Here is a 25,986-nt window from a genome sequence, read left to right as displayed (position 1 = left end):
TCCACGTCTTCCCCCTCGTCGTTCCTCGGCCTTCTTCATCGCTCCCTGCCGGCTGACGCCTCTGGAGCTTTCCCATGGTGACTGAGTTCTCTGAGTTTTCTGAGTCCTCTGAGTCCTTGCCCGGTGTGCTCGAGGTGTCCGGACTGGAGTTCCGTTACTCGGCGCACGGCTCGCTGGTCCTCCGGGGCGTGGACCTGAGCGTGGGCGCCGGCGAGCGCGTGGCGGTGATGGGGCCGTCGGGGTCGGGCAAATCGACCCTGCTGCTGTGCGCGGCGGGCCTGTTGCGTGCCGGCGCGGGGCGGGTGCTGCTCGACGGGGTGGATGTGGTATCCGCTTCGGAGAGGATGCTGACGGCGATGCGCCGCGACCGGGTGGCCTTCATATTCCAGGACCTGAACCTGGTGGAGTCGCTGACGGCGGCCCAGAATGTGGCCCTGCCCGGGCTGATGGGCGGGCGGATGCGCTCACCCGGGGACGTGACGGGCGTGCTGGAGCGTGTCGGACTGGCCGGCCTGGAGGATCGTCTGCCGTCCCGGCTGTCGGGGGGTCAGCGGCAGCGGGTGGCGGTGGCCCGGGCCCTGGTGTCGCGTCCGGCGATGGTGTTCGCCGACGAGCCGACGGGGGCGCTGGACGTGCGGGCGGGCGCTGCGGTGCTGGGGCAGCTTGACCTGCTGTCCGATGCCGGCGGCGGGCTGCTGGTGGTCACTCACGACCCTCGCGTGGCCGCGTGGGCCGACCGGGTGGTGTGGCTGGTGGACGGGTGCACGGCGGGCGGGGTCTCCGGGGCGGGTGCCGCCCAGATTGCCGGGCACCTGGCCGACCTCCAGGCCCGGGTCGAGGCACAGTCCCGGGGCTGAAGGGGAGACACGGCCATGACCCGCATGAGCAGGAACAGCCACCGGGAGAGCCGGGACCGCCGAGGCCCGAGGAGGCGGCGGGACGGCCGAGACGCGGACGGTCGGTCCTCCGGTCCTCAGCGGCGGGCCCGGCGGAGCGAGCGGAACGGGGGCCTGCGCGGGCGGGTCGGGCGTTCCCGGGCCCGGTGGGCGGTGGCCCGGTCGATGCTGTGCGACCACCGGGTGCCCTATGCGGGGGTGGCGGTGGTGGTGGCCATGGCCTCGGCGCTGGTGGGCTCCCAGGTGCTGTTCTTCCAGGCCTCGCGCCTGTCGGGGGTGGACACGACCGGCATGAGCGCGCCCCGGGCCGTCTGGTTCCTGGGGCGGGTCTACGCCGGTCACCTGACGTCGGTGCTCATGCTGGCAGGCGGGGCGCTGGCGGCCCTGGTCCTGGTGGCCCAGGCCATGAGCGTGGCGGTCCAGGGGCGGCGCCGTGAGCTGGCGCTGCTGCGGCTGGCCGGGGCGAGCCCGGCCCGGGTGCGCGTCATGGTCGCCCGCGAGGCCCTCCTGCTGGGGCTGGCCGCCTCCACCGCGGGCGCCCTGGCCGCGGTACCGTGCCTGCGGCCCCTGGCGGGCCTGCTGGCCTCCCAGGACAACTGGGCTCCTGGTCACGTCCCGGCGGTCACGCCCTCCGGCCTGGTGCTCACGGTGGCGCTCATGACCGCGGTGACCGCGGTCGGGGCCCTGGTCGGAGTCCGCGGGGCTGCGCGGGCGGCCGCAGTGGAGGCGGTGCGCGAGTCCGCCGCCGAGCAGCGGCGGGGCATGACCCCGGCCCGGTGGGCGGTGGCCGCCGCAGGCGCCGCCCTGACCGCCTGGGTCTGGGCGGCCGGGCCCGCCCGCCTGCCCTGGGAGGCCGACGACGGGGTCGCCCTGTGGGTCGGTGGTGGTGTGGCGGTGGCCCTGTGCGCGCTGGCTCCCCTGCTGGCCGGGCCCGCGGTGGGCCTGGCCCGCCTGCCGGTGCGCGCCCTGGACCCGGGAGCGGGCCTGACCGCCTGGGCCCATGCCCGCACCGCCGCCCGCCGCGCCGGTGCCGTCGTCGTCCCCATCACCGCCGTGGCGGTCCTGGCCACCGTCCCGGTGATGGCCTCGAACCTCGGCTCCGGGCGCGACTACAGGGCCGACTACACCCTGTCCAGCCAGGTCGACGCCGCCCTCCACGCCCGGTCCGACCGCCCCCGGGACGACCTGGAGACCGCCTGGCGGGACGCCTCCGCCCTGCCCCAGGCCACCGGTGCCGTGCGCGCCAGAACCAGCTCCACCTCCTGGATGGTCGCCCCCGCCGGGGCGACCGGCGCCCAGATCCTCGACCGCGCCCGCCAGGAGTCCTTCCCCCTGACCACCCTGGCCCGCTATCAGGCGACCGTGACCGCTGCCAGTGACCCGACCGCCCTGGTGGCGGCCGCCGGCCCCCGGCTGGTAGAGGGCGAGGCCGACGACATCCACGGCACCGGAGTCGCGCTGCGCACCGATGCCACCCGGGAGGACGGCAGCGCCTACCGGGTGGGGGACTCCATCACCCTGCTGGGCGCCGACGGGGGCGAGGTCACCCTGCGGGTGGCGGCCCTGTTCGAGTACGGCTATCCCTTTGTGAGCACCCGCCTGCTGGCCGACGACACTGTCCTGCCTCCGGCTGCGGGCGAGCCGGTCACCGAGGACTGGTTCCTCACCGCCGCCCCTGGCGGCCAGGACCGGCTCCTGGCGTCCCTGGCTCGCGTCGCTCCGACCGGCGCCGCCGTCACCACCGGCCAGGGGTGGACCGACGACGCCATCGCCGCCGAGAGCAGGCGCGGAGCCTCCAACGACGCGACCCTCGTCGGCGGCGTCTGCCTGCTGGCGGCCGCCGTCATCATCCAGCAGACCCTGGCCCTGATCCGATCGCGCCGGGACGAGAGCCGGGTACTGCGACGCACCGGCGCCTCCCGCACCACCATCGTCCTCAGCGTCCTGACCGAGACCGCCGGCCTCCAGCTCCTCGGCCTGGCCATCGCAGCCGTCACCGTCGCCACCACCTGGGCCTGGCTCGCCTGGGCCCTGGTCCCCTACTACGACGACCTCACCGCACCGCCCGCCGTCCCCTGGACACTCCTGATCGCCAGCACCGCTGTCGCCCTCGTCGTCCCCCAGGTCGTGGCCCTGGGCGCAGCACTGCGAGTCGCGCCCTCCGGCACACCGCCTCGCGGTGCAGGTGGTGGCAACCGCGGGCCGCGGTAGCCGGTGGTGAGAGGAGCGCAGGGCCAGGGGCCGGCATCCGGCTGGCGCCTGGCCGGATTCCCCGGACCGATCTCGGCGCGGAACTGGACCGATCTCGAGCCGGAATACGACCGATCTCGGTGAAAAAGGGGCTGCGCCGCCCGCGGGCATCACCTAGCCGATAGGCTCTGCGATCGTGTGATCCGCTCGCGCACGACCCGGCGCAGCACCTTGCCGATCGCGCTGCGGGGCATCTCGTCGATGATCTCCAGGTAGCGGGGCAGGGCGTAGTGGGGGAGCGCCCGCTCGGCGTGGGCGCGCACCGCCTCCAGGGTGACGGCGCCCGCGGGAGCCCCGTCCTCCAGGACGACCGCGGCGCACACGAGCTCGCCCCCGGCCCCGCTGTCCAGCCCCACGACGGCCACGTCCGCCACTGCGTCCATGTCCCGGATGGCCGCCTCCACCTGGGAGGGGTAGACGTTGAACCCGCCGGTCAGGATCAGCTCGCGCCTGCGGTCGGCCATCCACAGGAAGGAGTCCTCCCGGCGCACCATGTCCCCGGTGCGCAGCCACCCGCCGGGCAGCACGGCAGCCGCCGTCGCCTCCGGCTCGCCCCAGTAGCCGGCGAAGACCTGCGGCCCGCGCACGAGGAGCTCTCCCGGCTCGCCGTCGGGCACCTCCCGGTCCGGGTCCGGGTCGTCGGGGTCCACCACGCGCACGTCCGTGGAGGGGAAGGGCAGGCCCAGCGCCCCCAGGCGCCGGCTCGGCCCCATGGGCGTGCCGGCCACGATCGGGCTCGTCTCGGTCATGCCGTAGCCCTCGACGAAGAACCCGCCGGTGGCCGACTCCCACTCGGCGCCCACGGCCGGCGGCATCGGGGCGGCGCCGCACACCCCGTAGCGCAGCGTGTCCAGGGCCACTCCCTTCTTCTGCGCGCCCCGCAGGATCCGCTCGAACATGACCGGCACCCCCACGAAGAAGGTGATCGGCCGGCGCCGGTGGGCCTCCAGCACCTGGCTGACGGAGAACTTCGGCAGCATCACCTGCGTGGCCGCCTTCTGCACCGCGCAGAACAGGTTGAAGGTCAGCCCGAAGGCGTGGAAGAAGGGCAGCAGGGCCAGGAAGGTCTCCGCGCCCTCGTGCAGCATGGGGACCCAGGCGATGGCCTGGTTGGTGTTGGCCCGCAGGTTGGTGTGGGTGAGCATGGCGGCCTTGGGCGCCCCCGTGGTGCCGCCGGTGTGCAGCAGGACCGCGACGTCGCCGCCGCCCGGGTACGGCCACGACGCCGGCAGCCGTGGGGCCCGGGCGACCTCCCGGTCCCAGGAGCGCACGCCGGCGGGCAGCCGGTCGGCCTTCATCGAGGCGCGCGTCTCGCGGGCCCGCGCCACCGGCAGGCGCAGGGCGGCGCGCAGCCGGACCGGCATGGCCGCCGACAGGTCCACCGAGAACACCGTGCGGCCCGACAGCGGGTCCGTCCCCTCCTGGCCGCCGGCCGCCGGGGCCGGGTCGAGGAGCAGGTCGATGCCCTTCTCCCAGACGATGACGACTCGCGCCCCGTGGTGGTCGAGCTGGGCGCGCACCTCTCGGGAGGGGGCGAGCGGGTTGTGCTCGGCCACGATCGCCCCCAGGCGCAGGGCCCCGTAGACGGCGATCATGTGCTGGGGGCAGTTGGGCATGATCATGGACACCCGGTCGCCCGCCTCGACGCCCGACTCGCGCAGCAGCTGGGCGGCGCGCTCGGAGGCCTCCAGGAGCTCGGCGTAGGTCAGCCCCGCCCCCAGGAAGTCCACGGCGCAGCGCTCGCCGTAGAACCGCGCGGCCGTCTCCAGCAGCTCGCTCAGCGGGGCGTCGGGCACCTCGATGACGGCGGGGATGTTCGGCTGGTAGTGGGGGCGCCGGTAGGCGTCTGAGTCAGCCGGGTCAGCCGGGTCAGCCGGGGCCACCGGGCCGGCTGGAACCGCGGGGCCCCCGGCCCCGGACGCGCGGGAGGCCTGCCCCGGCCGCGCGCCCCCGCCGGCGGGAGCCCTCACCCGGCGTCCCCGCGGGCCCGGCGGTCGGGCGGCGCGGGCCTGGAGGCCGTCCCGACGCCGCGCCTGCCCTCGGAGCGGGCTCCCGCCTCCCCGAGGCGCTCGACGATGGCGCTGGCGGCACTGGCCGACGCCGTGGCGGCCGCGCTGGCCGCCCCTGAGGCCGCCTCACGGGCCGCCAGCAGCTCCTCGCGCACCACCCGGCGCAGCACCTTGCCGATCTGGGAGCGCGGCATCTCGCTCAGGATGGCGATCTGGCGGGGCAGGGCGTAGTGCGACAGGGTCTTCTCGGCCCACGCGCGCACCTGCTCCAGGGTGACGGTCTGGCCCTCCTTGGGCAGGATGGCCGCCACCACCGACTCGTTGCCGCTCTCAGCGGGCAGCCCGACGACGGCGACCTCCTCGACCTGCGGCATGGAGCGCACGGCCGCCTCGACCTCGGTGGGGTAGACGTTGAAGCCCCCGGAGATGATCAGCTCCTTGCGGCGGTCGGCGATGACGTAGAAGCCGTCCTCCTCCTGGCGCACCAGGTCCCCGGTGCGCAGCCACCCGCCGGGCAGCATGACGGCCTCGGTCTCCTCGGGGTTCTCCCAGTAGCCGGCGAAGACCTGGGGGCCGCGGGCGATGAGCTCGCCGATGTCGCCGGGGGCGACCTCCCGCTCGGGGTCCTCGGGGTCGACGACGCGCACCTCGGTCGAGGGGTAGGGCACCCCCAGGGTGCCGGCGCGCCGCTCGGGGGAGATGGGGTTGCCCAGGATGATGGGGGAGGTCTCGGTCATGCCGTAGCCCTCGATAATGACTCCGCCGGTGGCCCGCTCCCAGGCCTCGGCGACCGCCCTGGGGTTGGGGGCGGCGCCGCACACGGCGATCTTGCAGCTCGACAGGTCGGCCCCGGTCGCCCGGGCGCGCGAGACAATGCGGTCGAACATGACGGGCACGCCGGGGAAGAAGGTCGCCGGGTGCCGCTTCCAGGCGGACAGGACCATGTCGGCGCCGAACTTGGGCAGGACCACCTGGGTGGCGGCCAGGCCCACGGCGCACAGCAGCGACAGGCTCAGCCCGAAGGCGTGGAAGAAGGGCAGGACGGCGTAGAAGGTCTCCTCGCCGGCCTCGCAGGTCCGGGAGGCCCACGCCAGGGACATCTCCGCGTTCGACCGGGCGTTGGCGTGGGTGAGCTTGACCGCCTTGGGCACCCCGGTGGTGCCCCCGGTGTAGAGCAGGACGGCGACCGCGTCGACGCCGGGCAGCGGGTGCCCGACGGGCAGCGGCGTGGCGGTCGCCACCAGGTCGTCGAAGGAGGCCACCCCGGCCGGGACCCTCCCGCGCAGCTCGCTGCGCCGGGAGCGGGCCGCGGCCACCGGGAGCCTCAGGGCCAGGCGGCTGGTCCACGGCAGCCCGCGCGACAGGTCGACCGCCAGGACCCTCAGGCCGGCCATGCCGGCGCCCTCGAGCGAGCCGGTGGTCTGGACCAGGCGGGCCAGGGACTTCTCCCAGGCGATCATGACCCGCCCGTGGTGGAGCTCGATCTGCTCGCGGATCTGCGCCGCCGGGGCCAGCGGGTTGTGCTCGGCGACGATGGCGCCGATGCGCCAGGCGGCGTAGGCGATGACGACGTGCTGGGGGCAGTTGGGCAGGATGACGCCCACGACGTCCCCGCGGCCCACGCCCAGGCGCCGCAGGGCCTCGGCGGCGCGCGCCACCTGCTCGCCGAGCCGGCGGTAGGTGGTGGCCTGCCCGAGGAAGTCCAGGGCGACCCGGTCGGGGAAGCGCCGGACGGCGTCGTCGAGCATGCGGGACAGCGGCTCGGTGACCGGGGCGACGACGCCGGGAACACCCGGGGCGTAGTGGGGGCGCGCGGGGGCGTCGGGGACGGCGGCGCTGCCGGTGGACCGGGGCTCGGGCGCGGAAGCGGCGTCGGACCTGCTCACGGGCTCCCCTTTCCTCGAAGGTGCTCCGGCCACGGCCGGGGGCGTTGATAGATGCGACCGTACGCAACCGTAACCTACGGTTGCGTAGGTCTGCAGGCGGGGGCGGCGGAGGCGCCTGTGTCGTCCCGCTCACGGCCGGCGGGCGCCCATGGGCGCCGCAGGCCCTCGGGCAGGGGACCGCGGGAGACCACCCGCAGCCGGCGGGTGGGCCGCGTCATGGCCACGTACAGGTCGCCGGGGCTCGCCCCGCCCACGACGGCGGGCTCCACCAGCACGACGACGTCGAACTCCAGCCCCTTGCTCAGCCGCGGCGCCATCACCGCCAGGCGGCTGCGCAGCACGTCCCCGCCGGGGGCCGCCAGCGCCCGCGCCAGCTTCGGGTCGTCCTCCAGGATCGCGGTGTCCTCCTCGGGCCGCGGGGTGATGACGGCGATCCGACCGCCGTCGGCGCCCACGGCCCGGTCCAGGGCGGCGGACTCCTCGCGCACCGCGGCGCGCAGGGCCCGGGCCCAGGCCTGCTCGTTCCGTGCGCCGTCGGCGCCGGGCCGGTCGAGCGGGTCGTCGACCGCCAGGCAGTCGGGCAGGTCGCGCACCGAGCGGACCGGGAAGACCGGCGGCTGCCCCAGGGCGGCCGCCACATCCTCCGCCGCGGCCACAATGGTGGCCGGCGTGCGGTAGCACACGGTCAGCGCCTCCTGGCGCAGGGGCGTGGAGGCGGACGGCCCGCCGTCCGCCTCCGCCGTGTCTGCCGTATCCTCCGCGACCCCGCCGGCTCCGCTGTCCCCGCCGGCTGTGCCGGGCGTGGCCGCCCGCGTTCCCAGCGCGGCCAGCACGTCGGCCCACGAGCCCGGGGCGCTCGGCCCCGAGTACTGCGCCAGGTCGCCGACCACCGTGAAGGAGCGCACCGGGCACCGCCTCGCCAGGGCCCGCCACGCCATGGCGCCGAGCTCCTGCGCCTCATCGACCACGATGTGCCCGTAGGTCCACGTCCGGTCGGCCCGCGCCCGCTCCGCCAGGGTCAGTGAGGGTCCGGGGGCCTCCACGCGGTCCGCCAGCATCTCGGCGCTCACCATGCCCTCGCCCAGGTCCTGGGCTGCGATCGCGTGGGCCGCATAGGAGACCAGCTCCTGGCGGCGGCGCGCCTCCAGGCGCGCCCGGTGCGCCTGGGCGTCCTGGCTCGGGCCCAGCAGCTCGGCCAGCTCGTCGATCAGCGGCACGTCGGCCGGGGTCAGCTCGGCGCCGGCGGCGCGCTCCAGCAGCGCCCGGTCCGCCGCCGTGAGCTCGGGCGCCAGGCGCTCCAGCAGGGCCGGGCGCGCCCACAGCCGCTCCAGGAGGCCCACCGGCGTCGTGGGCATCCAGCACAGGTTGATCTCGCGGCGGGCGTCGCGGGCGGTGCGGACGTCCTCGCGGATCCACGCGCGCGTGTCGGCGTCCGAGGCGTCCCGGTGGGTGGCGGCGGCGAGCTGGTCGGTCAGGCGCTCCAGCAGCCACAGCACGAAGGTCTCGCGCGCCAGGTTGTGGGGCCTGCCGGACCGGCGGGCCCGACCGATCGCCTTGCGCACGTCCTCGGGATCGAGCTCTAAGCGCGTGCCGTCCACGACAATGGGGCGCGGCGAGTCGGGCACGCGCTGCAGGTCCCGCACCGCCCGGCGCAGGATCGTGACCCACACCCGCCGGGACTTCACCTCTGCCGCCGCCGCCGTCTCCGCACCGCGGGCGCGAACCCCGGGAACCAGGTCCGCCGGGGTGGTGGAGACCACGCCGGTCTCGCCCAGCGAGGGCAGGACCTGCTCCACGTAGCGCAGGAAGGTGCGCGAGGGCCCCACCAGGAGCACGCCGGAGCGCTCCAGGCGCTCGCGCTCGGAGTAGAACAGGTAGGCGACCCGGTGCAGCGCCACCGCCGTCTTGCCCGTGCCGGGTCCTCCCTGGACGACGAGCACCCCCGTGCCGTCAGAGGTGACGATCCGGTCCTGCTCGGCCTGGATCGTCGCCACGATGTCGCTCATGCGCCCGTCGCGGGCCGTGCTCATGGCGGCGATGAGGGCGCCCTCGCCCTGCAGGCCCGTCGCCGCCGCCCGCCCGCTGCTCGCCGAGGCCGTGTCCAGGCCGCCGACGTCGATGAGCTCGTCCTCCACCCCCAGGACCGTGCGCTGCCGGGTCTCGATGTGCCGGCGGCGCACCAGGCCCATCGGGTCGGAGGCGGTTGCCTGGTAGAACGCCCGCGCCAGCGGGGCGCGCCAGTCCAGGACCACCTCGCGGTGCTGGGCGTCCCGCAGCCCGGTACGCCCCACGTAGTGCCGCCTCCCGGCGTCCGTGACCGGTCCGGCGGAGGCCGGGGCGGCGACGGCCCGCGGGTCCAGGTCCATCCTGCCGAACACGAGCCGGTCCTCGACCCCCTCCAGGGAGGAGATCAGGTTCGTGTAGTGCACGGCGTAGGCGTCCCTCTCCCCGCGGGACTGGTGGGTGCCGCTGCCCCCGCGGGCCTCCGTGGCCGCCAGGGAGCGCCTGGCCTCGGCCAGCTGGCGGTCGAGCTCGCGGTAGGCCAGGTCGACGACCCTCTGCTCGGAGGCGATCTCGCGCTCGCGGGAGGCCCCGACGGCGGCCCCCTCCGGCTGGGCGGGCGTGAAGGCTTCGGCGGGGGAGACGTGCGTGTGGCGGGGCTGAGTCACATGACCTCACTGAGGACGGCGGGCGGGCGCGGATGCGCCGGGGCTGTGCCGGCGAGCCGTCGGGCTCGCCGCGGTTCGCAGGGCGACTCATTATTCTCCTGACCGGATGTGTTCAACGACGTCGACGACGAAGACATCCAAGATGTGACACGATCGCCGTATCGGATGCGGCGCGGCCCCCCCGGGCCGAGGGAACAGGCCGCGGGCGCCGGGCGTTGCACCCGTTGGTGGTGCGGCTGTCGCCGGTGCGCCCAGCGCACCCGTGATGACCGTCATCGTGGTTAGGCGCCTCGAGCGCGAGAGGAGGAGCAGTGGGATCGCTGTACACCGTCGAGCACCCGGCCGGGGACCCGGCGTCCCCGCGCGTGCTCCTGCACCATTTCGACGGCGCCATGGACGCCGGGCACGCCGGCGCCCTCGCCATTGAGCAGCTGCTCATGACCCTGCCCCATGAGCGCATGGTCACCTTCGACGTCGACACGCTGGTCGACTACCGGGCCCGACGGCCCGTCATGACATACGCCACCCACACCTATGAGAGCGCGGTCGTGCCCGAGCTCGTCCTGGACCTCTTCCAGGACGACGAGGGCGAGGACCTGCTCGTCCTCCACGGGGCCGAGCCCGACTTCCGGTGGAACGAGTTCGTCGGCGCGGTCACGCACCTGGTGGTCTCCATGGGCGTGTCCCAGGCCGTGGGCATGACCGGGCTCCCCCTGGCGACCCCGCACACGCGCCCCACCTACGTCCACCACCACGGCAACCGGCCCGAGCTGCTGCCGGACCAGCCCGACTTCTTCGGCCGGGTCGAGGTCCCGGGCTCCATGGGCGCCTTCCTCGAGCTCCGGCTCGGGCAGGCCGGGCTCGACTCGCGCGGCCTGTCGGCCGGGATCCCGCACTACGTGGCCCGCGACGACTACCCCGCCGGGGCGGCGGCCCTGCTTGCCGCCGTCTCGGAGGCCACGGGCCTGGCCCTGCCGGTCGGCGACCTCGAGGCGGCCGCCAGCATCAACCGCGCCGAGATCGACGCCGAGGCGGCCGGGCAGCCCGAGGTCGCCGCCGTCGTCAGCGCGCTGGAGGCCCAGTACGACGCCGTCGCGCCGGTGAGCGGCGCCGACCTGGCGCGGGCCGTGGAGGTCCCCTCCGCAGACGAGATCGGTGCGCGCCTGGAGGCCTTCCTCCAGGCGGCCGAGGCCGATCCGGACGCCTGGCACCTCGACGACCGCCGGGAGGACTGAGGCACGCCCCGGCAGGCTGCGGCTGCGCGCCGGTCGTGAGCCGGTCGGGGCGCTGCCCGGACGGCTGCCGGCGCGCCGGTCCGCCATGATCGCCTCGACGACCACCACGGCCCTGGGCGCGTGGTGCGCCGGCCCGGCCCTGCCCGCCGCGATGCTCGCGCCGCGGCTGACCGGCAGACCGGTCTCGCCCTGGCCCACAGGGCGATGAGGCGGCGCCGGCGGGCCCGCCGCCCGCCTCTGACGGTCCTCTCTGACGGCCCTGCCCCGGGCGGCGCGGCCTCCGCCCGCTCGCAGTCAGGAGAACGACATGACCGAGAGCCCAACCGGGAGAACGACCGAGAGCATGCGGGCCCTGCTCGGGGAGCCCGCACGCATGGTGATCGAGGCGTGCGAGCGCCCCGCGCCGGGACCGGACGAGGCGGTGATCAAGATCGCCCGGGTCGGCGTGCGCGGCTCCGACACCCACGGCTTCGGGCCCTGCGTCCCGCCGGAGCCCGGCCGGAGCGCCGGGCTGGGCCATGAGCCCTCCGGCGTCGTCGTCGAGGTCGGGCGGGGGCTGGCCTCAAGGCCGGCGCCGCCGTCAACGCGCGGGAGGCCGACATCGCCGGGCGCATCCGCCAGATCGTCGGGCGCTACGGCGCGGATGTGGTCTTCGGGACCGCCGGGGCGGCGGCCACGGTCGAGCTCGGCCTCGCGGTCGTCAAGCGCCACGGGAGGATCCTGGTCGTCGGCACGGTGCCGGGGGAGGCGCCCGTCTCCTTGCCTCAAGATCAACCGCGAGATGACCATCCAGACGGTGTTCCGCTCCTGCAACAGCTGCCCGACGACGATCGCGCTCATGCGCTCGGGCGCCGTCAACGTCTCCTCGCTGGTCGACAGGCACTTCGACCACGCCGACATCCAGCCGGCCTTCGAGCTCGCCGCCGACGAGCCCGACGAGTTCACCAAGGCTGTCGTCGTCGACGCGGACCTGACCTGAGGGGGATGGGCATGACGCACCTCGACGCGAGGGGCTGCTCGGCTCGGCCAGGATCCTCGCCTTCGGGTCGATATTCAACAACCCACTGATCTCCGGGGGGCGGATGGCCTCGCTGTTCCGGCGGGCGAAGGCCACCGGTATGACGGTGTGCGCCGACATGGTGCCCAGTCGGGCGGGAGCCGGCCTGGAGGACATTGCGGAGGCGCTGGGGTGCGTGGAGTACTTCTTCCCGAACGCCGACGAGGCCGTCGAGCTGACCGGGGCCGACGACGAGCGCCGGGCCGCCGCCGTGCTGTCGGGGTCCACCAGCCCGACCAGCCGGGGCGGGGCGTCCGGCGGCGGCGAGTCGAGCAGCTCCCTCCTGAGCACCTCCGCGGACGGGACCATGCTGCTGGCGCGGCAGGACTCGGAGAAGCTGGAGATGTGCGCGATCTTCCTGGCCGTCTTGCTCTCGCGGACGAAGGTGCCCTTGCCCTGCCGCTTGATCAGCAGGCCGTGCTGGCAGAGCTCCTCAATGGCGCGACGGATCATGATTCGGCTCACTCCGTAGGTGGTGGCCGGCTCCGGCTCGGTGGGGATCTGCTGTCCCGGCCGGAAGTCGCCCGACGCGATGGCGGCACTCAGGGACTGGGCGACCTGCGCGAAGAGGGGCTTCGTGCTTGTCCGCTCCAGCGAGATCTCAGGGTTCGGCCTCGGGGCATCCACTCCGGGCGGCGCTCGGCAGCAGCAGCCCATGCCCGGGGCATCTCGCGGGCGGGGAGCGGTCGCCCGGCGCGGCCGACGGCGAGGAGGCCGGCAGCGGTCAGGACAGGGCCGGATCGGCGGCGCGCCAGGTGCGCGCGGGCAGCGGCAGGCGGCGCACCGCCCGCTCGACGGCGTCGGCCTCGCGGGCCGTGAAGGGCGCGTCGCGGGCCACGATCACGAGGTTGCCCCGTCGTCGGCCCCGGGCGACCGCGGCGTCGGCCACCGCCAGCACCCCGCCGAAGACCCGCTGCGCGACGGCGAGCTCGCCGGCGACCGTCCGACGCGGCCCGCCGGGCGCACTGGCCGTGTTGGCCAGGTAGAGGCCACCGGGCGCCAGCGCGCGGCGGCAGGCGGCGGCGAGCTCTGGGGCGCGGCAGGCGGCCGGCACCTCGCCGTCGCGGAACACGTCTCGCACGACGACGTCCCACTCGCCCGCGCGCAGGTCCGCCGCCACCCGGGCCGCGTCCCCCACGCGGATGCGCAGCCGCGGGGCGCGCGGCAGGTCGAACCACTCCCGCACCCGCCGCGCCAGGACGGCGTCGATCTCCACCGCGAGCTGGGTCGAGCCGGGGCGCGTGGCGTCCCAGGCCCGCGCCAGCGCGCACCCCGCCGCGCCCAGGTGGACGGCCCGCACCGGCTCGCGCTCGCCGCGCAGCGCCGTGAGTGCCGCGTCCATCTGCTGAAGGTACTCGAAGTCCAGGTGCGCGGGGTCGTGCAGGTCGATCCACGACGACTCCGCGCCGTCCAGCAGGAGCAGGACCCCGCGGTCGCGCACCTGGAGCTCGGCGGTCGCCACAGATGTGCGCACCGGGGACGAGGGAAGCGCCCGCAGCGGCAGCGACGCCCCTGCCGCCCGGCCGGCCTGGCGGGCGCGCCCGCCAGGCCGGCCGGCGGATCCTCTAGCCGACCGCCTGGGTACCACAGGCCCACGCTATCGTGGATGCGACCGGGCGGGCCGGTGGCCCCCCGGCCGCGCGGCCGGGGCGGCCGTGCAGGCTTCGCAGGGCGCGCAGGACGGGAGGCGGTCATGAGTCGGTCCCCTCGCGCGCAGGCGGCGCGCCGCTCCTGGGGCGACGACGACTCCGCCACGCCGATCCTCCACGTCGACATGGACGCCTTCTTCGCCTCGGTCGAGCTCCTCGAGCACCCCGAGCTCGCCGGGCGCCCCGTCATTGTGGGAGGGACCGCGGGGCGGGGCGTCGTCTCGGCCGCCTCCTACGAGGCCCGGGTCTACGGCGTGGCCTCGGCCATGTCGATGACCGAGGCGCACCGGCGCTGCCCCCAGGCGGTCGTCCTGCCCGTGCGCCACGGCCTGTACTCCCGGGTCTCGCGCCGGGTGATGGACATCCTGGAGCAGGTCACGCCGCTGACGGAGAAGGTCAGCGTCGACGAGGCCTTCCTCGACGTCTCCGGAGCGCGCCGGCGCATGGGCCCGCCGGTCGCGATCGCCCGCTGGATCCGCGCCGAGGTCCGCGATCGCATCGGCGTGCCCGCCTCGGTGGGCGTGGCCGCCACCAAGTTCGTCGCCAAGCTCGCCTCCTCCCACGCCAAGCCCGACGGGATGCTGCTCGTGCCGGCCGACGCCACCCAGGACTTCCTCGACGTCCTGCCGGTGGGGGCGCTGTGGGGGGTGGGGGACAAGAGCGCCCGGGCCCTTCAGCGCTGGGGGATCCGCGACGTGCGGACCCTGGCCGCCACCGACGTGCGGCGCCTGGAGAAGATCCTCGGGCCCGCCGCCGGCCGTCACCTGCACGACCTCGCCCACGGCATCGACCCGCGGCCCGTGAGCCCGGGGCGCGAGGAGAAGTCCGTGGGGACCGAGTCGACCTTCTTCGAGACCATCACCGACCGCGCCCACGCCCGCCGCGTCCTGCTCGACCAGACCCACCAGTGCGCCGCCCGCCTGCGCGCGGGCGAGCTGCGCGGCCGCGTTGTCGTGCTCAAGGCGCGCGGCGCCGACTTCGTCACCGTCACCCGCTCGCGCACCCTGTCGGCTCCCACGGACCTGGCCCGCGACCTGTTCGCCGTCGTCGAGCGCCTCTTCGACGCCCTGCCCACCCCGGGGGGCGGCTTCCGGCTGCTGGGCGTCAGGGTCGAGGACCTGGCCCGCCCCGACGACGGCATCCAGCTCCTGCTGGACGACGACCCCCGGCGCGGGGCGCCCGAGCGCGCCGCCGACGCCGTGCGCCGGCGCTGGGGCGCCGGGGCCCTGGCCCCCGCGAGCCTCCTGGACCCGCCTGCCGGTCCGCCCCCGGGGGCCGCGGCCCCAGGATCGGCGCCATGAGTTTCCCAGATGCGACGCTCACCGATTATCCTGGAAGTGTCCGGAACCGCGCCGGCGCGGGCCGACCTGTCGCGGCGCCGCCACCGGAGCACGAGACTCGGGAAAGCGAGGTGCGCTGTGGCGTTGTCAGAGCGTGAGCAACAGGTGCTGCGCGATCTGGAGGAGCAGCTCCACGTCGAGGACCCGTCGTTGGCTCATACGATGGACAGCGCGGAGGTCCCCGCGGGGCGGGTCTCGCCGCGCCACGTGGGCGCGGGCGCCGCCCTGGTGCTGGTGGGGCTGGCCCTCGTGATCACGGGAGTGGCCGTGGGTCACTCGGTGGCCTCCATCTTCCTGGGCGTGGCGGGCTTCGGGCTCGCGGTGTGGGGCGTGACCCTCATGCTCACCCGGGCCGATTCCCCCGGCTCCCGGGGCTCGCGGCGCAAAGGGGCTCCCGGCGGGCGCTCCCCCGGATCGTCGTTCATGGGCCGCCAGTCCGAGCGCTGGGACCGGCGCCGCAGCCGCGAGGACTGACTTGAGGCCCGGCTGGGCCCCGACCCGGTCCTGAATCCCTCCACTTCCCTCCACCCGCAGCTCTTCGAGCCCCGTCACCCCCCGGTGACGGGGCTTCTTGTGCTTGACATCACGTCCGCGGCCGGTGGCGGCGCCACGCCGGAGGACGACCGCCGACCGGCTCCCCTCCACTTCGCTCCACCGCGGAAAACGGCGACTTCGTGCCTTCTGAGACGGGAGCGTGACGCGGATGCGACGCCTGGTGTGGGAGAAAAGGGAGGGAAGTGGAGTACTGTGGGGCCCATTGGATCGTCGAGGTGGGGAAGGAGGGATGCTCAATGTTCCTGGGCACCCACGCCCCCCGCCTCGATCAGAAAGGACGACTCATCCTCCCGGCGAAGTTCCGGGACGAGCTGGCCGGGGGAGTGGTTCTCACCCGAGGACAGGAACACTGCCTCTACGTCTTCACCGCCGCGGAGTTCGAGCGCATGTACGCCCAGCTGCGCGAGGCTCCGCTCGCCCAGAAGCAGGCGCGCGACTACGTGCGCGTCATGCTGTCGGGCGCGGACTCTCAGATCCCGGACAAGCAGGGGCGCATCACCCTGCCCGCCTCCCTGCGAGCCTACGCGGGGCTGAGCCGGGACCTGGCCGTTATCGGCGCCGGAGCCCGCGTGGAGATCTGGGACGCCGAGGCCTGGAAGACCTACCTGGCTGCGCAGGAGCAGATCTTCGCCGACACCGCCGAGGAGGTCATCCCCGGCTTCTTCTGACCATCGCTCCGCGGCCGCGCGCCGCGAGCACAACCGCATACCCGATACCCGTGCCGAGCACCCGCGGCCCCGTCCCGTGAGGTCTCCGCCCGCCGCAGCATCCGACGCCACTTCCCCGGCGCCGGAACACGCGGGAGGAGTCCTGGTGGGACAGGGCCGGGCCCGCCCAGCGGCTCGCGCCCGCTCGCGCACCATCCAGACCCGCAGGACCGACCAGGAAGGAGGAGGCGGTGAACGAGATCGGAGCAGCCGTCGACTCCGGTTCCGCCGGTCGCCCCGGGGCCGCCCCGGCGGCTCGACCCGGCGCCGGGCGGGCAGCCGAGCTCCATGCGCCCGTCCTCCTGGACCGCTGCCTCGACCTGCTCGCACCGGCCCTGACCGGGGCGGGGGCGCCCGAGCGCCCCGTCCTCATCGACTGCACGCTCGGCATGGGCGGGCACGCCGAGGCCGCTCTGGAGCGCTTCGGTACCCTCGCGGTCGTCGGGATCGACCGCGACCCCGAGGCCATCGCGCTGGCGTGCTCGCGGCTGGACCGCTTCGGCGAGCGCTTCCGCGCGGTGCGCACCACCTACGACCGCGTCGACGTCGTCGCGCGCGAGGCCGCGGGAGCGGCCGGACGGTGGGACGGCGTCGTTGACGCGGTCCTCATGGACCTCGGAGCCTCCTCCTTCCAGCTCGATCGCGCCGAGCGGGGCTTCTCCTACGCCCGCAGCGCTCCCCTGGACATGCGCATGGACCAGTCCGGCGGGCCCACCGCCCAGGACCTCCTCGACACGGCCGGGGAGCGCGAGCTGGCCCGCATCCTGAGGGCCTACGGCGAGGAGCGCTTCGCCTCGCGCATCGCCGCCGGCATTGTGCGACGGCGCGAGGCGGGCGACCCGGTCAGGTCCACCGACGCCCTGGCGGACCTGGTGCGCGCCTGCGTGCCCGCCGCCGCGCGCCGCACCGGCGGCCACCCGGCCAAGCGGACCTTCCAGGCGCTGCGCGTGGCGGTCAACGCCGAGCTGGAGCTGCTCGAGCGCGCCGTGCCCCGGGCGCTGAACTCCGTGCGGGTCGGCGGGCGCGTCGTCGTCGAGTCCTACCAGAGCCTGGAGGACCGCATCGTCAAGCGGGCCCTCGCCGCGGGGGCCTCGCCGTCGGCGCCCCCGGGACTGCCCGTCGTGCCCCGGGACGCCCTGCCCTATCTCGAGCCGGCCACCCGCGGGGCGGTCAGGGCCGACGACGACGAGCTCGCCGCCAACCCCCGCAGCGCGTCCGTGCGGCTGCGGGCCGCCACCCGCATCCGCCCCGCCGCCGAGGCCCCCGCGCCGGAGCCCGCCCCCAGACCCCGCCCCCATCCCGCCAGAACGCCCGCACAAGGAAGGAGAGGCAGATGAGTACAGCCGCGGCCCGAGTCCGCCGTCCACGTACCGACGACATCGCCCTATCCGGTCGGCGCTCCACGGCGCGCGACCAGGTCAAGCAGGTCAGGGAGCAGCCCCGGCTCCGCGTCGTCCGGGGGGTCGCCCCGGCGCGATCCACCCTGCCGTTTCTGCTGGTGGTCGTCGCGATCCTGGTGGGAGCACTGGCGGCATCCATGCTCCTGAACGCCAAGATGGCGGACACCGCCTACAAGATGAAGGCGGCGCAGGCCGAGCTCAACGTCCTGAACGACCACATCGAGACGGTCCGCTCGGACGTCCAGGAGGCCTCCTCGCCCGACGCGCTCGCGTCGCGGGCGGCCGCGCTGGGCATGGTCCCGGCCGCGGCCCCCGGCGTCATCGACCTGTCCAGCTCGACCCTGTCCGGCGGCACCGCCGCCACGGCGGACTCCAAGTAGGGACCCCGTGAACCCCAGCCGCCGTCGGGCCCTTCAGGTCATGGGCCTGGCCGGGTTCACCGCCCTGGCCGGCCGCACCGCCTGGCTCCAGGTGGTCGCCGGCCCGGAGCTCGCCGCCAGGGCCAAGGACGAGCGCACCGTCACCTGGGTCAACCGCGCCCCCCGCGGGGAGATCCTGGGACGTGACGGCACGGTCCTCGCCTCCTCCGCCGTCTCGTACGACATCGGCGTCAACCAGCTCAAGATCGCCCAGTACGAGCAGACCGAGGACCGCGTCGACCCGGCCACCGGCCAGGAGTCGCAGGCCGTCGTCGGGCACGGGGCGGCGGCCGCCGCCAGGCAGATGGCCGACATCCTGGGCGTGGACGCCCAGGAGCTCGGCGCCCAGATGGTCGGGGAGTCCCCCTACACGGTCATCGCCGAGGCCGTCTCGCCGGACACCTGGCGGCAGATCAAGGCGCTGGCCATCCCCGGCGTCGAGCCCGACCAGCGCACCCGCCGCACCTACCCGGCGGGGAAGGTGGCCGGCAACGTGCTCGGATACACCTATGAGGGGGACGGCCGCGTCCTCATCGGCACCGCCGGCCTCGAGCTGACCCAGAACGAGCAGCTCACGGGCGTCGACGGCGAGGGCAGCGTCGAGATCGGCAAGACCGGGGCCATCATCCCCACCGGCGAGCAGGAGGAGGTCGAGGCGGTGCCGGGGACGACGGTGCGCACCACCGTCAACCCGGACCTGCAGGCCATCGCGCAGGACGCCATCGACGAGGTCGTCAAGGCCCAGGGAGCCGACTGGGGGTGCGCGGTGGTCATGGAGCCCTCCACCGGCAAGGTGCTCGTGCTGGCCGACTCCAACGCGGTCAACCCGGCCGACTTCCAGGCCACCGCCGAGGAGGACCGCACCGCCCGCAGCGTCCAGGCGATCTTCGAGCCCGGCAGCGTCGGCAAGGTCATGACCTTCGCCGCCGCGCTGGAGGAGGGGGCGATCACCCCCGAGGACTCGTGGACCGTGCCCTACACGTGGACGGCCGCCAACGGGCAGACCTTCCGTGACTCCCACGAGCACCCGACCCAGAGCCTGACCACCGCCCAGGTGCTGGCCGAGTCCTCCAACGTCGGCACCGTGCAGATCGGCGAGAAGCTGCCGGCACAGGTGCGCCACTCCTACATCGAGCGCTTCGGCTTCGGCAGCCTCACCGGCATCGAGATGCCCGCCGAGTCCGCCGGGATGCTCGGCGCCGCCGAGGACTGGGACGACCGGACCAGCTACACCACCATGTTCGGCCAGGGGATCGCCGGGACCGCGCTCCAGGCCGTCCAGGTGCTGGCGACCGTCGCCAACAAGGGCGTGCGCGTCGCCCCGCGCATTATCGACGCCTGGATCGACCCCAAGGGAAAGGAGACTCCTCAGACCGCTCCGGAGGGGGAGCGCGTCATCTCCGAGCCCGCCGCAAACGCGCTCACGGAGATGCTCATCGGCGTCACCCAGGAGGGGGGCACCGCGGAGGCCGCCTCGATCAACGGCTACCTGGTGGCGGGCAAGACCGGCACCACCGAGATCCTCACCGAGGACGGCACGGTCGCCTCCTTCGTGGGCTTCACGCCCGCCCGCGACCCCGCCATCGCCGTGGCCGTCATCGTCTACCGCCCCCGGGACACCTACGGCGGCACGGTCTCGGCCCCGGTGTTCCGCAAGATCGCGCTCGCCACCATGCACTCCCTGGGCATTGCGCCCGATCCGTCCATCGCGGCGACCCAGGCCGCCGAGCAGGCCGACGCCGAGGCCGCCCAGGCCGCCCAGGCCGCCGGCGACCACGGCTAGCCGAGCCCCGGCGCGCGGGCCGCTCGGTGTGGGGGAGCGCACCCCGTGGCGGTCACCTGGGCCGTGACCAGGGCGTAGCCTTCGACCTGCGCGGTCCCCTGCACGTTCCGGCGGCGCGAGCCGTCACCTTCCGGCCACGATAGATTGAGGAACCATGAGCAACCACGCGTACGAGTCGGCTGCCGCGCTGCGTCCGCACCACAGCGCTCCGGTTACGGTGAAGGACCTCGCTACGCGCTTCGCGCTGCGCCCCGCCTCCGGGGCGGAGGCGCCCGACGGCCTGGCCGTCACCGGCGTCAGCGTCGACTCCGCGGACGTCGCCCGCGGCGAGATATTCGTCGCTCTGCCCGGCTTCACCCACCACGGCGCGCAGTTCGCCCCCGAGGCGGTCGCGGCCGGCGCGGTCGCGGTGCTCACCGACGAGGCCGGTGCGGCCGCGGTCCGCGCCTCGCTCCCGCAGGTGCCCGTGCTGATCGCCGACGACCCGCGCGCCGTCGCCGGCCCCCTGGCGGCCGAGGTCTACCACCACCCCGCCGAGCGCCTGACGGTCACCGCGGTCACGGGCACCAACGGCAAGACCACGACCTCCTACTTCAACGACGCGATCCTGACGGCCCACCTGGGCGGGTGCATGGTCGCGGGCACGGTGGAGCTGCGCGTGGGCGGCCTGTCGATCGAGTCCCCCCGCACCACCGTGGAGGCCCCCGTCCTCCAGCGCATGATGGCGCTGGCCGTGGAGGAGGGCGTGGGGGCCGCCAGCCTGGAGGCCTCCAGCCACGCGATCGTCCTGCACCGCCTGGGAGGCACAGTCGTAGACGTCGCCGGCTTCACCAACCTGCAGCGCGACCACCTCGACTTCCACAAGACCATGGAGGCCTATCTCGACGCCAAGGCCCTGCTGTTCACCCCCGAGCACGCCCGGCGCGGCGTCGTCTGCGTCGACGACCAGTGGGGGCGCCGGCTCGCCGACCGCATCGAGGGGGCCGGCCTGATCCCCGTGGACCGCCTGCGGGCCTACCCCGCCGACGGCGCCGATGGATCGAAGGCGGCCCCCGCCGACTGGTGGGTCAGCGACGCCGCCGTGTCCATGACCGACTCCGCCACCACCTTCGTCCTGCACGGCCCGGACTCCGAGCGCGTCGAGGCATCCTGCCCGCTGCCCGGTCTGGTCAACGTCCAGAACGCCGCCCTGGCCCTGGTGATGACCATGCGCGCGGGCGTCCCCGCCGACACCGCCGTGGCCGCCCTGGCGAGGGCCCACAACATCCCCGGGCGCATGCAGCGCATCACCCACCGCGACGGCGTGCGCGGGCTGTGCATCGTGGACTTCGCCCACACGCCCGACGCCCTGGAGCTCGCCCTCAAGGCCGTCCGCCAGATCACCCCGGGCCGCCTCATCGTCGTCTTCGGCTCCGACGGCGACCGGGACCGGGGCAAGCGGCCCATGCTCGGCGAGGTCGCCGCCCGCCTGGCCGACGTCCTGGTCGTCACCGACGAGAACCCCCGCAGCGAGGACCCCCAGTCGATCCGCGACGCCGTCCTGGCCGGCGTGCGCTCGGTGCGCCCCGACCTGGCCGACGTCGAGGAGATCACCACCTGCCGCGGCGACGCCGTGCGCCGCGGCGTCGAGATATGCGGGCCCGAGGACACCGTCATCGTCACCGGCAAGGGCCACGAGCCCTTCCAGGAGGTCGCCGGGAAGTTCATCCGCTACAACGACGCGCCCGTTATGCGCGCGGCCGCCGAGGCCACGTGGGGGCCGGTGACGCCCGCATGATCCCCCGCCCCCTGCCCCGCATCGCCTCCCTCGCCGGCGCCCCCGCCGGCAGTCTCGCCGGCGCCGACGACGGCGCCGCCGCCCGGACGGTCACCGATGTCGTCACCGACTCGCGCAGGGCCGGCCCGGGCGCCCTGTTCGTGGCCATCGCCGGTGAGCGAACCGACGGCCACGCCCACGTCGGCCAGGTCGCCTCGGCCGGGGGCGCGGCCGCCCTGGTGAGCGACCCCGGCGCCGCCCGCGCCTCCCTGGCCGCCGCGGGCCACGACCCGGACGCCTTCCCGCTCCTGGTCGTCCCCGACACCGTCGAGGCCCTCGGCGAGCTCGCCCGCGGCCACCTGGTGGACCTGCGCGAGCGCGCCGCCGCGCGGGGCGAGGCGCTCACGGTCGTGGCCGTGACCGGCTCGGTGGGCAAGACCACCACCAAGGACCTGGCCCGCCAGCTCCTGGCCGCGCAGGGGCCCACCGTCGCTCCCGTCGCCTCGTTCAACAACGAGGTCGGCCTGCCCCTGACCGTGCTGGAGACCGACGAGTCCACCCGCTACCTCGTGCTGGAGATGGGCGCCTCCGCCCCCGGGCACATCGCCTACCTCACCCGGATCGCCCCGCCGGACGCCGCCGCCGTCCTCGTGATCGGCCACGCCCACCTGGAGGGATTCGGCTCGATCGACGGCGTGGCGGCCGCCAAGAGCGAGATCGTCTCCGGCCTGGTGGCCACCGGGACCGCGGTGCTCAACGCCGACGACCCGCGGGCCGCGGCCATGGCCCGGCTCGCTCCGGCCGACGTCCTGACCTTCTCGGCCACGGGCGCCCCGGCCGACCTGCGGGCCACCGGCGTGCGCCTGGGGGACGACGCCCGGGCGGCCTTCGACCTGCACGCCCCCGGCCTGACCGGGTCCCGCCGCGTGCGCCTGGCGCTGCCCGGCGCCCACAACATCGTCAACGCGCTGGCCGCCGCGGGCCTCGCGCTCGCGGCCGGGGCGCCCGCCGGGGCCGTCGCCGAGGCGCTTGGCAGCGCACGCATCGAGAGCCCGCACCGCATGGACGTGCGCGAGGTCCCCTTCGACGGCGGCGGCATCCTGCTGATCGACGACTCCTACAACGCCAACATCGACTCCATGACGGCCTCGCTGGCCTCCCTGCCCGCCCTGGCCGCCGACCGGCGCCGCGTCGTCGTCGTCTCCGAGATGCTCGAGCTGGGGGCGTCCGAGGCGGCGGACCACGCCCGCACCGGCGAGCTCGCGGCCCGGGCGGGGGCGGCCCTGCTGATCACCGTCGGCGGCGGCGCCGCTCCCGCCGCGCGCGCCGCCGCCGCCGACGGCGTGCCCACCGTGGAGCTGCCCGACGCCGACGCGGCACTCGCCCTGCTCGACTCACCCGACTGCCCGCTGCGCGACGCGGACGCCGTTCTGGTCAAGGGGTCCCACGACTCCGGCGCCTGGCGCATCGCCGACCGCCTCAAGGAAGGCCTCAAGGAGATGGACGCCTGATGACCGCGATCCTCGCCGCTGCCGCCGTCGGCATGCTCGTCACGCTGCTCGGCACCCCCTTGCTGATCCGCTTCCTCCACCGGCGCCAGTACGGCCAGTTCATCCGCGAGGACGGCCCCCAGGGCCACTTCACCAAGCGCGGCACCCCCACCATGGGCGGCCTGGTCATTATCCTGGCCACCGTGCTCGGGTACGCGGTCGCCAACCTCATCGAGCTGCGCCCCCCTCGCGCCAGCGGGGTGCTGCTGCTCTTCCTCGTCGTGGGACTGGGCCTGATCGGGTTCCTCGACGACTTCGAGAAGATCTCCAAGGAGCGCTCGCTGGGGCTGCGCGCCTGGCAGAAGATGCTGGGGCAGGCGCTCATCGGCATCACCTTCGCCGTGGTGGCCCTGTGCTTCGCCGACCGCTACGGGCTGACCCCCGCCTCCACCCGCGTCTCCTTCGCGCGCGACACGAACCTGGACCTGGCCTTCGCCGGGACGGCGGCGGGCCTGGCCCTGTTCGTCCTGTGGGCGAACTTCCTCATCACCGCCTGGTCCAACGCCGTCAACCTCACCGACGGCCTTGACGGGCTCGCGGCCGGCTCCTCGGCCATGGTCTTCGCCGCCTACACCCTCATCGGCGTGTGGCAGACCAACCAGTCGTGCGCCTACGGCCATCCCGACGTCGTGGCCACGCTGTGCTACCAGATCCGCGACCCGCGCGACCTGGCCATGATCGCCGCCGCCCTCATGGGCGCCTGCTTCGGCTTCCTGTGGTGGAACGCCTCCCCGGCCAAGATCTTCATGGGCGACACCGGCTCCCTGGCCCTGGGCGGGGCGCTGGCGGGCCTGTCGATCCTGAGCCGCACGGAGTTCCTGGCCGTCATCCTCGGCGGGCTCTTCCTGGCCGAGGTGCTCAGCGACGTCATCCAGGTGGCGTCCTTCAAGTCCACGGGCAGGCGCGTCTTCCGCATGGCGCCGCTCCACCACCACTTCGAGCTCGGCGGATGGACCGAGGTCAACGTCGTCATCCGCTTCTGGATCGTCGCCGGGGTCTGCGTCGTGGTGGGGCTGGGCCTGTTCTACACCGAGTACCTCGTGTCGTGACCGGGGCGCCGCGCACACCGTCTTCCTCACAACCGCTTCGCACGACCCCAGGATCGAGACCGCCAGTGACCACCGCCGACGCCATCACGCTTAAGGACCTGGCCGGGGCGCGTGTCGGCGTCGTCGGCGCCGGCCGCACCGGGCTCGCCGTCATCGAGGCGCTGACCGGCCTCGGCGCGCGCATCCACCTGCTCGACGCCCGCCGGGACGCGGCCGACGCCGTGACGGCGCCGCTCGAGCGGGTCACCCTCGGCGACGACCGCGCCCAGGCCGACGCCCTGGACCGGGCCCGCCCCGACCTGCTCATCGTCTCCCCGGGGGTGCCGGCGACCGGTCCGGTCCTCGCCCGCGCACGCCGGGACGGCATCCGGGTGTGGAGCGAGATCGAGCTCGCCTGGCGCTTCCAGCAGGCCACCCGCCCCGAGGTGCCGTGGATCGTCGTGACGGGGACCGACGGCAAGACCACCACCGTCGGCATGCTGGCCGCCATCCTGACCGCGGCCGGGCTCGATGCCCCGGCCGTGGGCAATATCGGCTCCCCCACCATCACCACCGTCCTTGAGGGCCGGGCCGACGCCATGGCCGTCGAGCTGTCGAGCTTCCAGCTCCACACCACCCGCACGCTCAGCCCGCTGGCCGCCGCCTGCCTCAACCTCGCGCCCGACCACCTCGACTGGCACGGCGGCATGGAGGCCTACAGGGCGGACAAGGCCCGCGTGTATGCGCGCGCCCGGCAGGCGGCCGTGTACAACGCCGCCGATCCCGCGACCCGGGCCATGGTCGAGCAGGCCGACGTCGCCGAGGGCTGCTGGAGGGTCAGCTTCTCGCCCGGACCGCCGGACGCGGGCCAGGTCGGCCTGGTCGACGACGTGCTCGTCGACCGGGCCTGGTGCACTGACCGCCCGCACCACGGACGCGAGCTGGGCACCTTGGAGGACCTGGCGCACCTGGCGCCGGGCGGGGAGGCGGGCCGCCTGCCCGCCCACATGGTCGCCGACGCCCTGGCCGCTGCCGCCCTGGCCCTGGCCCACTGGGCGGTCGCCCGCGACCCCGGCGCGGTCGCCCGCGGCCTGCGCGCCTTCACCCCCGGCGCCCACCGCATCGTCACTGTGGCCCAGGGCGGGGGCGTCACCTGGGTCGACGACTCCAAGGCCACCAACCCCCACTCCGCGAGCGCGGCCCTGACCTCCCTGCCCGCGGGCACCGGCGTGTGGATCGTCGGGGGCGACACCAAGGGCGCCTCCTTCGACGACCTCGTGCGCGCGGTGCGCCCCGCCCTGCGCGGCGCCGTCGTGATCGGCAAGGACCAGGCCGACGTGCTGGCCGCCCTGCGCGCCCGGGCGCCCGGGCTGGCGGTGACCCGCGTCGCCGACGGCGACAGCGCCTCAGTCATGGACGGGGCCGTCGCGGCGGCCGCCGCCCTGGCGCGCCCCGGGGACACCGTCATGCTCGCCCCGGCCTGCGCCTCGTGGGACCAGTTCAGCTCCTACGCCCACAGGGGCGACCTCTTCGCGGCCTCGGTGCGCGCCCTCCTCGGCGGCGGGCGGACGGGGGACAGGCCATGATGGCGCGCTCGCACGGCCGGTCCACGCGCGGCAGAGCCCATCGCACCGGTGTGGCGCGGCTCGGGCGCGCCCGCAGGCCGGTGACTCCGCCCTCGGCCGAGACGACCCCGCGCCAGCGCTCTGAGCCTGCCCGCAAGCCGGCCCGCAGGCCGGCTGAGCCGTCCGCCGGGAGCCCCGAGGCCTCGACGACGCCGAGGACCTCGGAGGCCCC

Annotated in this window: 19 protein-coding genes and 3 pseudogenes; 17 read left to right on the top strand and 5 right to left on the bottom strand. The window is 75.1% G+C overall.

The genetic code is table 11. The features are described from left to right. Window positions 1-74 precede the first annotated feature (74 nt). On the top strand, window positions 75-857 hold the full coding sequence (locus tag O145_RS05370) for an ABC transporter ATP-binding protein (protein WP_043560729.1): 783 nt from the start codon (window positions 75-77) through the stop codon (window positions 855-857). A 204-nt stretch (window positions 858-1,061) separates the two neighbouring features. Next, complete coding sequence (locus O145_RS05365) at window positions 1,062-3,107, top strand: FtsX-like permease family protein (protein ID WP_043560727.1); 2,046 nt, start codon at window positions 1,062-1,064, stop codon at window positions 3,105-3,107. Window positions 3,108-3,256: 149 nt separating this feature from the next. Here O145_RS05365 and O145_RS05360 read toward each other — a convergent pair whose 3' ends face one another. From O145_RS05360 to O145_RS05350, 3 genes are all read right to left on the bottom strand, one after another. Beyond that, window positions 3,257-5,029, bottom strand: a complete 1,773-nt coding sequence (locus O145_RS05360) for an AMP-binding protein (protein WP_043560725.1) — start codon at window positions 5,027-5,029, stop codon at window positions 3,257-3,259. Window positions 5,030-5,112: 83 nt separating this feature from the next. Next, complete coding sequence (locus O145_RS05355) at window positions 5,113-7,041, bottom strand: AMP-binding protein (protein ID WP_052374714.1); 1,929 nt, start codon at window positions 7,039-7,041, stop codon at window positions 5,113-5,115. Window positions 7,042-7,115: 74 nt separating this feature from the next. Beyond that, window positions 7,116-9,614 carry a HelD family protein gene (locus tag O145_RS05350; protein WP_229118382.1) on the bottom strand — a complete coding sequence of 833 codons (2,499 nt, stop codon included), beginning with the start codon at window positions 9,612-9,614 and terminating at the stop codon, window positions 7,116-7,118. A gap of 407 nt (window positions 9,615-10,021) precedes the next feature. Between O145_RS05350 and O145_RS05345 the strand changes: the two genes are divergently transcribed. The 5 genes and pseudogenes from O145_RS05345 to O145_RS17970 all read left to right on the top strand — a co-directional run bounded on the left by O145_RS05345 (window position 10,022) and on the right by O145_RS17970 (window position 12,474). Beyond that, on the top strand, window positions 10,022-10,945 hold the full coding sequence (locus O145_RS05345) for a proteasome assembly chaperone family protein (protein ID WP_043560723.1): 924 nt from the start codon (window positions 10,022-10,024) through the stop codon (window positions 10,943-10,945). A 307-nt stretch (window positions 10,946-11,252) separates the two neighbouring features. Continuing rightward, window positions 11,253-11,441, top strand: a pseudogene (locus tag O145_RS19855) (hypothetical protein); the annotation flags it as partial. A gap of 104 nt (window positions 11,442-11,545) precedes the next feature. Further along, a pseudogene (locus O145_RS19850) lies at window positions 11,546-11,647 on the top strand (hypothetical protein); the annotation flags it as partial. A 79-nt stretch (window positions 11,648-11,726) separates the two neighbouring features. Next, window positions 11,727-11,924 (top strand): hypothetical protein, encoded by a 198-nt coding sequence (locus tag O145_RS18975; protein ID WP_229118373.1) that lies wholly within the window; start codon window positions 11,727-11,729, stop codon window positions 11,922-11,924. Between the two features lie 139 nt (window positions 11,925-12,063). After that, window positions 12,064-12,474 carry a hypothetical protein gene (locus O145_RS17970; protein WP_169740323.1) on the top strand — a complete coding sequence of 137 codons (411 nt, stop codon included), beginning with the start codon at window positions 12,064-12,066 and terminating at the stop codon, window positions 12,472-12,474. Here O145_RS17970 and O145_RS19845 read toward each other — a convergent pair. Both O145_RS19845 and O145_RS05330 read right to left on the bottom strand, forming a co-directional pair. Beyond that, window positions 12,441-12,659 (bottom strand): annotated as a pseudogene (locus O145_RS19845) (GntR family transcriptional regulator); the annotation flags it as partial. The gene O145_RS17970 and the pseudogene O145_RS19845 sit on opposite strands and share 34 nt — an antisense overlap. 67 nt (window positions 12,660-12,726) lie before the next feature. Beyond that, window positions 12,727-13,476, bottom strand: coding sequence for a spermidine synthase (locus O145_RS05330; protein ID WP_043560714.1), 750 nt, complete (start codon window positions 13,474-13,476; stop codon window positions 12,727-12,729). Between the two features lie 219 nt (window positions 13,477-13,695). On the opposite strand from O145_RS05330, the gene dinB reads away from it, so the two are divergent. The 10 genes from dinB (at window position 13,696) to murD (ending at window position 25,775) form a co-directional block, all read left to right on the top strand. Continuing rightward, window positions 13,696-14,952, top strand: coding sequence for a DNA polymerase IV (gene dinB / locus O145_RS05325; RefSeq protein WP_043560706.1), 1,257 nt, complete (start codon window positions 13,696-13,698; stop codon window positions 14,950-14,952). 117 nt (window positions 14,953-15,069) lie between these two features. Beyond that, entirely contained in the window at window positions 15,070-15,465 is a 396-nt protein-coding gene (locus O145_RS05320) for a DUF3040 domain-containing protein (RefSeq protein WP_043560702.1), read from the top strand. Window positions 15,466-15,782: 317 nt separating this feature from the next. Next, window positions 15,783-16,214, top strand: coding sequence for a division/cell wall cluster transcriptional repressor MraZ (gene mraZ / locus O145_RS05315; protein ID WP_043560699.1), 432 nt, complete (start codon window positions 15,783-15,785; stop codon window positions 16,212-16,214). 239 nt (window positions 16,215-16,453) lie between these two features. Beyond that, entirely contained in the window at window positions 16,454-17,590 is a 1,137-nt protein-coding gene (gene rsmH / locus O145_RS05310) for a 16S rRNA (cytosine(1402)-N(4))-methyltransferase RsmH (protein WP_052374724.1), read from the top strand. Next, complete coding sequence (locus tag O145_RS05305; protein WP_043560696.1) at window positions 17,587-18,033, top strand: cell division protein FtsL; 447 nt, start codon at window positions 17,587-17,589, stop codon at window positions 18,031-18,033. The genes rsmH and O145_RS05305 overlap by 4 nt, the downstream gene beginning before the upstream one ends. Window positions 18,034-18,040: 7 nt before the next feature. After that, window positions 18,041-19,855, top strand: coding sequence for a peptidoglycan D,D-transpeptidase FtsI family protein (locus O145_RS05300; RefSeq protein WP_043560694.1), 1,815 nt, complete (start codon window positions 18,041-18,043; stop codon window positions 19,853-19,855). 154 nt (window positions 19,856-20,009) lie between these two features. Next, window positions 20,010-21,632 carry a UDP-N-acetylmuramoyl-L-alanyl-D-glutamate--2,6-diaminopimelate ligase gene (locus tag O145_RS05295; RefSeq protein WP_043560691.1) on the top strand — a complete coding sequence of 541 codons (1,623 nt, stop codon included), beginning with the start codon at window positions 20,010-20,012 and terminating at the stop codon, window positions 21,630-21,632. Then, window positions 21,629-23,122 carry a UDP-N-acetylmuramoyl-tripeptide--D-alanyl-D-alanine ligase gene (locus O145_RS05290; protein ID WP_043560885.1) on the top strand — a complete coding sequence of 498 codons (1,494 nt, stop codon included), beginning with the start codon at window positions 21,629-21,631 and terminating at the stop codon, window positions 23,120-23,122. Before O145_RS05295 ends, O145_RS05290 begins: the two co-directional genes overlap by 4 nt. Then, a complete protein-coding gene (gene mraY / locus O145_RS05285) occupies window positions 23,122-24,210 on the top strand; it encodes a phospho-N-acetylmuramoyl-pentapeptide-transferase (protein ID WP_043560689.1) in 1,089 nt (362 codons plus the stop codon). Before O145_RS05290 ends, mraY begins: the two co-directional genes overlap by 1 nt. A gap of 65 nt (window positions 24,211-24,275) precedes the next feature. After that, the gene (gene murD / locus O145_RS05280) at window positions 24,276-25,775 is read left to right on the top strand and encodes a UDP-N-acetylmuramoyl-L-alanine--D-glutamate ligase (protein ID WP_043560686.1); all 1,500 of its coding nucleotides are present in this window, start codon (window positions 24,276-24,278) and stop codon (window positions 25,773-25,775) included. The last annotated feature ends 211 nt before the right edge of the window (window positions 25,776-25,986 follow it).

Source organism: Actinomyces israelii DSM 43320 (genome assembly GCF_000711965.1).
In the GTDB taxonomy this organism is placed as follows: domain Bacteria; phylum Actinomycetota; class Actinomycetes; order Actinomycetales; family Actinomycetaceae; genus Actinomyces; species Actinomyces israelii.
The sequence above is the reverse complement of the archived record's forward strand: the minus strand, read 5'-3'. Positions and strand labels throughout refer to the sequence as shown.

Coding starts and splice junctions, on each gene's coding strand:
- O145_RS05370 (WP_043560729.1), top strand. CDS start 75: ATGGTGACTGAGTTCTCTGAGTTTTCTGAGTCCTCTGAGTCCTTGCCC.
- O145_RS05365 (WP_043560727.1), top strand. CDS start 1,062: ATGCTGTGCGACCACCGGGTGCCCTATGCGGGGGTGGCGGTGGTGGTG.
- O145_RS18975 (WP_229118373.1), top strand. CDS start 11,727: ATGACCATCCAGACGGTGTTCCGCTCCTGCAACAGCTGCCCGACGACG.
- O145_RS17970 (WP_169740323.1), top strand. CDS start 12,064: ATGACGGTGTGCGCCGACATGGTGCCCAGTCGGGCGGGAGCCGGCCTG.
- dinB (WP_043560706.1), top strand. CDS start 13,696: ATGAGTCGGTCCCCTCGCGCGCAGGCGGCGCGCCGCTCCTGGGGCGAC.
- mraZ (WP_043560699.1), top strand. CDS start 15,783: ATGTTCCTGGGCACCCACGCCCCCCGCCTCGATCAGAAAGGACGACTC.
- O145_RS05305 (WP_043560696.1), top strand. CDS start 17,587: ATGAGTACAGCCGCGGCCCGAGTCCGCCGTCCACGTACCGACGACATC.
- O145_RS05295 (WP_043560691.1), top strand. CDS start 20,010: ATGAGCAACCACGCGTACGAGTCGGCTGCCGCGCTGCGTCCGCACCAC.
- O145_RS05290 (WP_043560885.1), top strand. CDS start 21,629: ATGATCCCCCGCCCCCTGCCCCGCATCGCCTCCCTCGCCGGCGCCCCC.
- mraY (WP_043560689.1), top strand. CDS start 23,122: ATGACCGCGATCCTCGCCGCTGCCGCCGTCGGCATGCTCGTCACGCTG.